The 286-nt window shown below is 75.5% G+C and carries 1 protein-coding gene; it reads right to left on the bottom strand.

Annotated features, from left to right (window positions below):
- Positions 1-2: 2 nt before the first annotated feature.
- Positions 3-286 (bottom strand): hypothetical protein (locus MD536_RS21385; protein ID WP_239603816.1); only part of this gene is annotated, 284 nt, incomplete at its 5' end.

The following is a 286-nucleotide window of genomic DNA, read 5'->3' as shown; positions in this document are numbered from 1 at the left end:
CATCATACGTCGCGACCGGCGGCGGGCCGGCGGCGGGCGGCGTCGAGGGAGGCGAGAGTCGCCCGGCCGTCAGGGCCCGGTTCGAGCCGCAGGCGGCCGGCGAGCATGCGCCCGCGGAGCTCGACGTGGAGGGAGGGCACCGCCGAGGCGCCGTCGTCCGACACGACGGCGGATTCGTACGTGCCGGTGTCGATCCGACGGGCGAAGCCACGGCCGCCGGAGACAGGCCCTTCGAGGCGGTCGAGCCATTCGAGCCGATGGGGCTGGAGTTCGACGGTCGCCACCG

The sequence above is a fragment of the Flavihumibacter cheonanensis genome, from assembly GCF_022352215.1.
GTDB classification, from domain to species: domain Bacteria; phylum Bacteroidota; class Bacteroidia; order Chitinophagales; family Chitinophagaceae; genus Flavihumibacter; species Flavihumibacter cheonanensis.
The sequence above is the reverse complement of the archived record's forward strand: the minus strand, read 5'-3'. Positions and strand labels throughout refer to the sequence as shown.